The sequence below is a fragment of the Arenibacter nanhaiticus genome, assembly GCF_900141935.1.
Classification (GTDB): Bacteria; Bacteroidota; Bacteroidia; order Flavobacteriales; family Flavobacteriaceae; genus Arenibacter; species Arenibacter nanhaiticus.
Genome location: NZ_FQYX01000017.1, coordinates 76,402 through 87,381 on the forward strand (window position 1 = coordinate 76,402; position 10,980 = coordinate 87,381).

General features: G+C 39.0%; 6 protein-coding genes. 5 read left to right on the forward strand and 1 reads right to left on the reverse strand.

The genetic code is table 11. From position 1 onward, the window contains the following. The 5 genes from BUA16_RS11375 (at position 1) to BUA16_RS11395 (ending at position 6,433) form a co-directional block, all read left to right on the forward strand. Positions 1-453, forward strand: a complete 453-nt coding sequence (locus BUA16_RS11375) for a DUF4488 domain-containing protein (protein WP_072764864.1) — start codon at positions 1-3, stop codon at positions 451-453. Between the two features lie 141 nt (positions 454-594). After that, complete coding sequence (locus tag BUA16_RS11380) at positions 595-4,620, forward strand: discoidin domain-containing protein (protein ID WP_072764865.1); 4,026 nt, start codon at positions 595-597, stop codon at positions 4,618-4,620. After that, the gene (locus BUA16_RS11385) at positions 4,617-5,315 is read left to right on the forward strand and encodes a fibronectin type III domain-containing protein (protein ID WP_072764866.1); all 699 of its coding nucleotides are present in this window, start codon (positions 4,617-4,619) and stop codon (positions 5,313-5,315) included. Before BUA16_RS11380 ends, BUA16_RS11385 begins: the two co-directional genes overlap by 4 nt. A gap of 146 nt (positions 5,316-5,461) precedes the next feature. After that, a complete protein-coding gene (locus BUA16_RS11390; protein ID WP_072764867.1) occupies positions 5,462-5,878 on the forward strand; it encodes a hypothetical protein in 417 nt (138 codons plus the stop codon). Positions 5,879-5,995: 117 nt separating this feature from the next. Next, positions 5,996-6,433, forward strand: coding sequence for a hypothetical protein (locus BUA16_RS11395; RefSeq protein ID WP_072764868.1), 438 nt, complete (start codon positions 5,996-5,998; stop codon positions 6,431-6,433). A 110-nt stretch (positions 6,434-6,543) separates the two neighbouring features. Here the strand turns inward: BUA16_RS11395 and BUA16_RS11400 are convergent, their stop codons facing one another. Then, on the reverse strand, positions 6,544-10,566 hold the full coding sequence (locus tag BUA16_RS11400) for an ATP-binding protein (protein ID WP_072764869.1): 4,023 nt from the start codon (positions 10,564-10,566) through the stop codon (positions 6,544-6,546). Between the last annotated feature and the right edge of the window lie 414 nt (positions 10,567-10,980).

The following is a 10,980-nucleotide window of genomic DNA, read 5'->3' on the forward strand; positions in this document are numbered from 1 at the left end:
ATGAGAAACATCTATATTTTATTTCTATTAACCTTTTTATCCGTGCCTTTATCGGCTCAAAACTCCCTAGTGCATATACCTGCTTCCAAAACCCTTGTGGGCATCTGGAAACAGACAGGGGTAACCAATCCTAGAACAGGGGAGATTATGGATGTAAAAAGTGGAAATTATAAGGTAATCAATGCAGATGGTACCTATTATACTTTTATAACATGGGGAATAGAAAATCCATCAAAAGACACCGGAATTGGACAATATGGAACCTATAAGGTGACATCAGAGAATACCTTGGTAGAAAACATCGTTCAACATACCGTAAATCCTATGCTAAATGGAAAAAATAGCATCCTTAAATTTGAATTGATTGACGACAATACATTGATGATGGCCTGGAGCCCGAATACAATAAATTGGGTAAAAGAAAGATGGACACGATTGCCATTATCTATGTAAATACCTGTTTATTAGCAGGAAGCCGTAAGGGGATATTCCTAAGGGTAGCATTTAAAACATTAGGGTAGTGCTACTGTGCAAGGGATACATTCCTTTTTTTTCTCTATTAAATAAGCCTAACCAACCTTAAAAAATAAAATCGTGAAAAAAACGATAACTTCTTTAATAAAAAAAGGTATAGCTATTATTGCTTTCCTTGGTTTTATACCAGAAAGCAAGGCCCAGATACCCATTACTCCCTACGACGAATTACCGGGAATAATCATAACTTATAAGCCTAATTATCAAGAAAATTTTCCCGACTGGGCGAAAAAACTATATGAGTACCCCGTTAATTTCCAGGAGATAGAAAAGGGGTATAAGGCCTATAAGGCTACAGATCCAAGGAAAACCCCTATTGAAAAATACTATAAGATATGGAGGCGGGTAATATCAGATTATGTGCAATCCGATGGAACTATTCAGCTACCCAAGAAAGATGAATCGTCCTTAACAAATAAAGGCGCAGCCATACAATTTAAAGGCACGGATACCTCCAATGCCAACTGGAGCTTTTTAGGGCCAAAGAATACCTATTGGTTAAACGAATCCAATAGTCCCAATATACCAGGGATTGCCCCTTGGCAAGTAAACGTATATTCGGTAGCCGTAGCTAAATCCAATAACAATATCATTTATGTTGGTACAGAAACTGGCTTTGTTAATAAGTCTGTAGATAAGGGACAGTCATGGAAATTGATGGCGCCAAATTACCTTTTTCATTCGGGAGTAACCAGTATTGCCATACACCCTACCAATGCCAATTTAGTATATGCCTCTTCTCACAACCAAGTACATAAAACTTTGGATGGCGGAGAAACTTGGCTGCCAATACTGAATACCGAAATGCACGTAAATCATATCCTTATAGATCAGAATAACCCTAATAAATTGGTAGTTTCTTCTAATAAGGGAATATACGTTAGTACAGATGCAGGGAATTCTTGGACACAAAAAGTGACTAATAAGGCCTGGGATGTTCAGATTATGCCTGGGAACAGCAATGTGATCTTTGGTTTGACAACAAATGGCCAGGGAAATTTTGAGGTGGTATCCTCTTCCGATGGGGGAAATACATTTGTTAAAATGGAAAGTTTTCCAGCTGCTTTAAAAGAACATTCGGGCGGATTGCTAGCCATGTCGGCAGCCAATACCAATATTTTATATGCAACCATGCTCGGCGAAGGTTCTCCTTTGCTATATAAAGGGACTTTAACCAATGGGGATTGGGTGTGGACAAAAGTTATAGAATGTAATACCCAGGCCTTTCCTTATAATAACGGTCAGGGATATTACGATCTTGTTCTAGAGGTTTCTCCACTAAATGAAAACGAATTTATGGTGGGAACAACAACCTTGTTCAAAACCAATAATGGCGGAAGTTCTTTTGATGCCATCGGGGGGTACTTTGGGCGCTTTTCTATTCACCCAGATATTCAAGATATCTATTGGATGCCCGATGACTCTGTATACGTGGCTACCGATGGTGGGTTAAGTTTTTCAACGGATGCCTTTGAAACCGATTTTCAGCCTTTAATTAACGGGATGGTAGGCTCGGATATGTGGGGATTTGATCAAGGGTGGAACGAAGATATCATTGTAGGAGGTCGGTATCATAACGGCAATACTGCTATAGCCGATTTTTACGGGGACAAGGCCCTAAGAATGGGAGGGGCCGAATCGCCAACCGGTTGGGTGTTACAAGGAAAAAGCAGACATGTCGCCTTTAACGATCTAGGAAATGGATGGATACTGCCTAAAACAGCGGAAGGAGCACCAGAAGGAAGGTTTCTGTTTTCTAAGTTTCCTAATATGCTCGAGTACGGGGGGAATAGAGGAAGCATAGTGCATCATCCTAATTATCATGAGGTATTGTTCCTTGGAGAAGGGAACGATCTTTGGACGAGTACCGATATGGGCGAAAGTTTCTCTTCTTTAAAAAGCTTTCCGGGCTTGGTCATGCAGGTTGAGGTGAGTTTTAAAAACCCCAAGGTCATGTATGTCGATGTTAAAAATTACGGGCTTTACAAAAGTGAAGACGGTGGACTTACTTGGGCTAATAAAACTTCACTTACTAGTAGTGAAAATGGAGGCGATGGTATGAAAGGGCGTATCAGTATGGTGGTTTCCCCATATGACGAGAATACGATTTATGCTACCTTTTCCAATGGAACATGGGGAGGGAGCAAAGGAAAGGTCTTTAAATCTATAAACGGAGGAGATTCTTGGGAAAATATTACCGGAAGCGTTAACTTAAATACCAAGGCCCTTGTAATACAACCTAGTGCTACGGGCGAAGATTTGGTTTATTTGGTGACCAAGAAAGGATATGGTGTGCCTGCAAAAATATTTTATAGAACCGCATCAATGAACGATTGGGAATTGTTTTCAAAAAATTTCCCAGATAATTTTTCTGTCATTACAGCAGTTCCCTTTTATAGGGATGCAAAAATAAGAGTAGCCGGTAGTGGCGGTGTATGGGAAAGTTATATGCAAGACCAAAATTTTGAGCCCGTTTTAAACCCCTGGGTCGAAAAAGGATACAGTAATTGTATGCTAGATACCCTAAATTTTGACGACCACTCCATGATTAAACATGAAGGGGCTGCTTGGCAATGGGATATTACGCCTACACCATCTTATATCAGCGATGTCAATAGTAGGAATCCCAAAGTTGTTTTGGGGAATCCAGGAGCTTATGATGTTACTATGACGGTCACCCAAAACGGAAAAGTATATTCCAAGACCATCAAAGAAATGGTAGTCACTACTACCTGCCCCTCTATTACGGACTGTAGCAATCCAGGAGAATTACCTAAGAACGAATGGTCTCTGGTTCATGTCAGTAGTGAGGAAACAAATTATCCGGGGTTGGGTACCATGGCTTTTGACGATGATCCCAATACGATATGGCATACCCGATGGAGTACAGGAACGGATCCGTACCCGCATGAATTACAAATTGACCTTGGGAATATATACAGTATAAGTCAATTTACTTATTTACCGAGATCCAATGGTTCTAACGGAAGAATTTCAGAGTACGAACTCTACTTTAGCTATGACAAGAATAATTGGGGAGAAGCTGTGCATACCGGAGTTTTTGAAAATAATGCCAGTCCACAGCGTATCAATTTTGACGAACCAGTAAAAGGACGTTATATGAGAATAAAAGCCTTGTCAGAAGTCAATGCGCAAGTTTTTGCCTCTATAGCAGAAGTAAGCCTTATAGGTTGCCTTGCCGACAATTGTCCGGGGATGGATAATGATGACCAGGCCGATTTTGATGGCGATGGCATAGGAGACGCCTGTGAAGATGATGACGATAATGACGGTGTCTTAGATGTTGACGACCAATGTCCAAAATCTGAACCGAACGCTGTAGTAGATCAAAATGGCTGTACCTTATTTGCGCTTCCGGCGAACAATTTTATGGTAGAAGTACTGTCTGAAACCTGTAGAACTAGCGATAATGGAAAATTAATTATTGTTGCCAAGGAAGCCCTAAACTACCAAGTGAAGGTAGTAGGCCATGGTCAGACTTCTTCCTATAACTTTACGGAGACTTTGGAGATTGCAGGCTTAAAAGCCGGATCCTATCAGCTTTGCTTTACCGTCGATGGTCAGCCTAGTTTTAAACGTTGCTATGATGTGTCTGTCAGTGAGCCCCAAGATATTGCCGTAATGTCGTTTTACGATCCAGATACCAAAGAAATATCCCTAAAAATGTACAACGGTGCTAGTTATAAGGTGTCTATTAATGGAAAAGTCTGGGAAACATCAGAAAATGAGATTACCCTAGCCTTGGATGAAGGTGCCAACCATATATCGGTAACTACCGAAAAAGATTGTCAGGGAGTATTTGAAAAGCAAATCATGCTTGCCAAGGAGATATTGGTCTATCCTAATCCGGTAGAAGATTACCTATATATGAATTTAGGAGAAGACAAGTCTAAAATGGTACAGATACAAATGTATGATAATGGGGGTAAATTAATTCTTGCCAGAACCCAGGCAGTAACCAGTAGTATGTTGCGCGTCGATGTTGCCTTTGTTTATAGTGGAATTTATTCGGTTCGCTTAACGACTCAAGAAGGGATACATAACTTTAAAATAATTAAAAAATGAAAAAATCGTTAATTGCACTGTTGATGATATTTACTGCCTTTTCATGTAGTAAAGGTGGTGATGCACCTAAAGAAGAAGAGGTAGGTAGTCCTGAAGCTGCCACTTTGGTTTTTCCATTGAACAATTCGGAATGTATCGAAGGTGTTGTAAAAAGTGACACTAAAAGCACTGTTACCTTCGATTGGGAAGATGCCTTGCATGCCGATAGGTATGAACTGAAGTTAAAAAACCTGTCTACAGGTGTAACAACAGGACATAATATTTCTAAAAGTGAGGTAGCCCTTGATTTAGATAGGGGAGTGGCCTATTCTTGGTATGTTATCTCAAGAAGTCAAGGATCTCCGGAAAAAGCCGAGAGTCCTGTTTGGAAATTTTATAATGCCAGTGTTGCGTCTTCCTCCTATGCTCCCTTTCCAGCAGAGGTAGTCGCTCCCATAATCAATCAGGAGCTGGCCTTTTCATCGGAGGGGATTGCTTTAGAATGGAGTGGGAGCGATGTCGATCAGGATATCGTCTCCTATGATCTTTATTTTGGAGAAAGTGATTCCCCAGAGCTCTTTAAAGAAAACCTAACAGGATCTAAACTAGAAAACGTTGAGGTAAAGGCCGCCACCAATTATTATTGGAAGGTAAAAACAAAGGATGCTCAAGGAAATATTTCCTATTCAGACCTTTTTCAGTTTAATGTGAAATAAAGAAGACAAAGAATCTTATAAAAGAGGAAAGATAATAATTGAATCTTAAGAGCAGTTAGCATTCTAAAAAAAACTCCCTCGAAAGCAATGGACAGGGAGTTTTCTATGAACATAACTACCTATTAACAATTTTTAAATGCTTTGTTATGGATTATCAACAATCTTTTAATGTGAATATGACCGGTATGGATGGGTATGATGTGCTTTTTGTAAAATTAGTGCTGGTGATAATTATTTTTTCTTTACTGCTAGCTATACTGAATTTTTTAAGGGACAAATTTATTAATAAAACTACTGACACAAATAGGGAGGATATTTCAGGGCTCCTGATCGTATTAAACAAATTGTTTTTTATTGGCGGATTTGGCTTTGTGATAGCCAATATTATCAAAGTGATACTTTCCCAAAGCAAAAGAAATTCGGGCTTCCCTTCCGTAAGGTATGGCGGAGAGTGGGACTATTTGATCTTTGGAATTATTCTAGTCTTTTTGGGTATTGGTTTTAAAGTGAGCAGAAAAGTCCTAAAAAAGGAATCTGATATTTCCTCGGAGACCAAAAATTAGGAGGTTTCCCATGAATATAAATCTATTCCAATACAACTAGGGGTGTTTTAGCTTGTGGTATAACTAGCGCTGTTATAACCTAATGTATGCATCCCAATAGTAACCTCTAAAAAAAATATGAAATTAAAAAATACCATAACAGCTTTAGTCTGCGTACTGCTACTGGTGTCTTGCCTAGAAAGCAAAACAGCAAAAGATACCTCCCTAAAGACGCAAAGAGAACAAATGATCGGAGATTGGCGCTTTTCGTCAGAATCTTTTCAAAGAATTCATCCCAAGGACGAGGTCGTGACCGCCTTTACCTTGCACGACGATGCCACGGCAACCGTGGTTTTTGGAAACAAAAATACATCGCGAGAAGAAAAGGGAAGTTGGTCTTGGCAATATAAAAAGGAGCTAGGCAATCAAAATTTTGGACTTTCTTCTAATACAGATGTTCTAGTAAAAGTCCAAAAATCTAAGGACAAGGTTTTTGTTATCGGATTCAAGTTAGAAATGGAAGACCAAGAATTACGGTTGTCAACTGGGAGGGCGCATAGGTATGTAAAACAGTAAGAAATCTAGGATCTAAAAGTCCACCTCTTTAAAAAACCAAATCCCATCCTACTTAAAAAAAGGATGGGGTTTGGTTTTTATAGATAGCTAGGAGCCCAAAAATGACATCCTTAGCTTAAATCATGCTTCTTTAAGAATGTCTCCAAATCATCCTTTTGAGCTACTTTCTTAAATTCAGCAGGGGTCATGCCATATTCCTTTTTAAAACATTTGGAGAAATATTTGGTATCCCCAAAACCAACAGAGTATGCCGCCTCGGAAACAAGGTAATCGTATTTGCTGATCAAAATGGCCCCTTTCTTTAAACGGTACATTCTAAGGAATTCTACAGGTTTTTTCCCCGTTATTTGGGTACATTTACGGTAAAGGGCAGAATAGCTCATTCCTAAAGCGTCTGAAATATTTTCGAGCTTAAAGTTGATGTCATCTATATTGTTTTCAATTTCATCCACCATTTTTCTGATAAACTCATCGCTTTTAGAGTCTACCTCCGTGGTATTGGGCAAACCCAGTTGATCCGATTTAAACTTGATCATCAACCGATCTTGCTGCATCAGAATGTTCTCTACCTTTAGCAAGAGCTCGTCCCTGTTAAAAGGTTTCGGTAAATACGAAATGGCCCCGGCATTCATTCCCGATATTTTAACTTCCGTACTGCTTTTAGCAGTCAATAAGACCACTGGGATATGACTGGTTTTTTCCGTTTTCTGAAGTTCTTGGCAAAGTTCAATCCCGGTCATTTCAGGCATCATAATATCACTGATCACCAGGTCTGGGAGATGTTCCTCAATAAGCTGTTTTCCTAATAGCCCATTATCCGCACTAATAAGGTTAAACGAATCGTCGAATATCGATCTCAAATAAATCTGAATGTCCAAGTTGTCGTCTATGATGGCAATGGTCTTCTCTTTCTTAGAAGAGTTTTTTTCTATCAAAGTAGGTCGTGTTCTTATTGGGGCTTCTTCTGGTATTGTTACATCCTGCTTTTCTTCCTTTCGGTAATCATCGCCGCTAAGCGGAATTTTTAGAGTGAAGGTAGCGCCGGTACTACTATTGTTATGTACAGTAATATCGCCATGATGTAGTGTTGCCAATTCTTTTACCAAGGCAAGGCCAATGCCGGTACCGCCAATTTCCTTACCGTTTTTAGATTGGTAAAAGAGGTTGAAGATTTTATCGATATCCTTTTCTGGGATACCAGGACCACTATCGGAAACTTTTATTAAAATGTATTTTCGCTTTTCACAGATCGAAACATCCAGGTCAATACAGCCATCTTTTGGCGTAAATTTTATCGCATTGGAAAGGAGGTTGTATACAATATGCTCTAATCGTTGAGTATCGAACCACAAGGCTTCTGGTAGCTCGGCATAGGTTTCCTTCAGGGAAATGCCTTTGTATTTGGCGTGTTCCTTAAACCCATAGGCAATATCCTTTATAAAATCAATTAAATTCCCTTCGGTAACCTTGAGCTGAAGCTTTCCTAATTCATAATTCTTCATCGTGGTAAGCTCGGCAGCAATCCTTGAGAGCCTTTGGGTATTGTTCCAAACCATTTGTAGTCGCTGCTGGTTGCTGTCCTTTTCTTTGGCATTTTTAATCATATCCTTTATTGGGGCACTAATAAGGGTGATCGGAGTTTGGATTTCATGAGACATTTTAGAGAAAAAATTCATCTTCATATCATAGAACTCCTTGTTTTGCTTGTTTTTTAAAGAAGCAACCAAAAATTTGTTCTTCAGGTTCAACCAAGTAGTAATCGCATATAGCATCCCGCATAGCACGATAAAATAAAGAATGTAGGCCCAAGTTTGCTTCCATAGAGGGGCTTCAATGACAATCGCTACTTTTTTTGGAGAAATATCCCAAAGACCCTTCTTGGTCCCGGCCTTCACTTCAAAAGTATAGCGGCCAGGAGGTATATTGGTGTAGGTGGCCATATTGTTGCTCTTGGAAGAAATCCATTCCTTGTCAAAACCGTGAAGTTTATAGGCGTATTGGTAATACGATTTTAAGGTGTTTCCCAAGGCAGAAAACCTAAAGCTAAATGAGGATTGAGACGGGCCTAAGGTTAAATGTCCAATATCTTCTATTTTTTTGTTTATCTGATCGGGAATAATAGATGCGGCAGGTCTATTGAGTACCTCAATGCCATTGATCAATAATTTTGGGTATTCCTTTTTTTGTTGCATTTGCTGCGCATCAAAATAATTCAATCCTTTAGAGCCTCCAAAATACAGGAGCCCATCGCTGTCTTTGTAACTGCTTCCGCTTCTAAAATTGTATCCTTGAAGCCCGTCGGCAATACCAAATTCTTCTACATTTTGGGTGTTCGGGTTATATTTAAAGATCCCTTCATTAGTACTCAGCCATAGCGTATTAGTATCCGAAGAAAGAACTGATCTAAAGCGAATCTCCTTAAAATCGTTCGGAAATTCTAATTTTTTAAATAGCTGAGTATCTATGTCGTAAACGGCTAAGGTGCTATTGGCAATAAACCACAAATTATTGTTGTCATCTACCGTCATATCATTGATATAATGATATAGGTTAGTGTTCAAGCTACTGTTCTCAGGGGTAATATTTTTAAATTGAGAACTGCTCAGTTCATGCTTGTTTTCTACAAAATTAAATAGGCCACCATTGCTGATGCTAATCCAAATACCGCCGTTATTGTCTTCTGCAATATTCATAGCGGTAGTGCCCTTTAACCCATTGTCCCCATAAAAAAAGCGGGCTTTTAGATTCATATTATAATCAAATATAAAAACGCCTGATTCGGTCGACAACCAAATCCTATTTTTTGAGTCCTTATGGAGTAGGCCTATAAAACTTGGCGGATATCCAAGTTCCTTTTCCAAATCATATTTGCTTAATCGTTTTGTTTTCGGATTAACCTTCCATAAGCCTTGTTGGTAGGTTCCAACCAACAAGGTTCCAGAATCTAATTCTATTAAGGATTGGATATACTTTCCTTCAAAACCTTCTTTTTCATCATAGGTCGTGGTGGTGTTATTTTTTGTGTCATGAAGGGTAAGACCCCGTCCGTCGGTACCTATGTAAAGAATGTCGTTAGTAGCTTTATACATAGTCAAGATGCGTGTTGGGGCGTTGTCTTCGTGACCAGAATGGTAATGTAAGCCGCTAAGGGAGTTTGGAAGTATTTGTAAGTGTTCGTTGTTGGGAAACAACCATATATTGCCATGGTTGTCTTCTTTAATTTTGACGACTGTATTAGAGGCCAAGGAAAACTCACTGTTTTCATTTCTATAGAAGTGGGCTACCTCTTTGGTGCTAGTATTCATTTGATAAACTCCGTTCCCATCGGTGGCAATCCAAACATTTCCTTTGCTGTCAAAATAAATATCCTTAATGATACTTCTTAATTGCAACTCGGTATGATAGGTGTCGGTACTTTCGCTGGGTGTGAAACTACAAAGATTGCCTTGCGAATTGGCAAACCATATTTTGCCATAAGCCTTGTTAATCTTGTATCCGTAGGCCAAAACGCCCGAGCTCTTTTTAGTATTAATATTATAATTATAAATTCTACCGCTCTTGGTAGAAAACCAAATAATACCGTCCTTTTCTACAATATCATGTATTCCTCTTATGATAGAAGTGTTGTTTTGGTCTAGGTTAACACTATCAATTTGGGTGCTTGAAGGTTTTTTATAGTAAATTTTGCCGTCTTCGGTGCCAAAGAGCAAATAATTAGAGTTGGCTGTTATATTGTTTATTTTCTTGGAAGGCGATGTTTGTTTCTGGGTAAAGAGGTTATATGGTGTAAAGGTTCCTTTGTCATTCTGATGCGCTATACGTCCGTTTAAGGACAATACCCAAAGCTTCCCGTTTTCATCCAATTCTGCCTTCTCTATAAAGTCGGTATGGTGGTGGTTTTTCGATGGGAAAATAGCATCAAACGGAATATCCATGTAGCTAGCCCCGTCGTATTTTACCATGCGCCTAGAATGTACAAGCCATATATAGCCAAGACTGTCCTGCAACATATCTTTGGTAAGAATGTCCTTGTTGTCAATAGTGACCTTCAGTGGGATTAAATTTTTAGCCTCTTGTCCCCATGAGGTAATGTAAGTTAGAAAAAATATTATGAGAAGCTTGGTTTTTAACATGTAGTAGATGTTTGGTCTAATCTGTAAAATTAGCGTATAATATACGATTATACAATGTGTAATAAAGGTCTTTTCCTATGTTTAGCAGGGGTATTTACATCAAATAGTTGTATTTTTATAAAACCATGGGCGTTTCCCTAACGGGTCGCGCTTTCCGCTATATCTTTTTTAGGGGCTGTACCCTCTAAAAAAGGATGCCGCTGCAATCCCTAACGCAGATTTCAATGAACAATTAGCAGGAAACAATGATCAATGTAAAAATTGATTAATGTGAAAATGTAACAATTGTTTAAAGTAGGAAGTAGTAATGTAGCGTTAAAAAAATATAGTTTACAATACCCTAATGAATGGCTGGCGCCAGGGTTACGCTCGTGCCCGTACTGGTAAGGAGTAGCGTGGCGGCTATATTTTAGG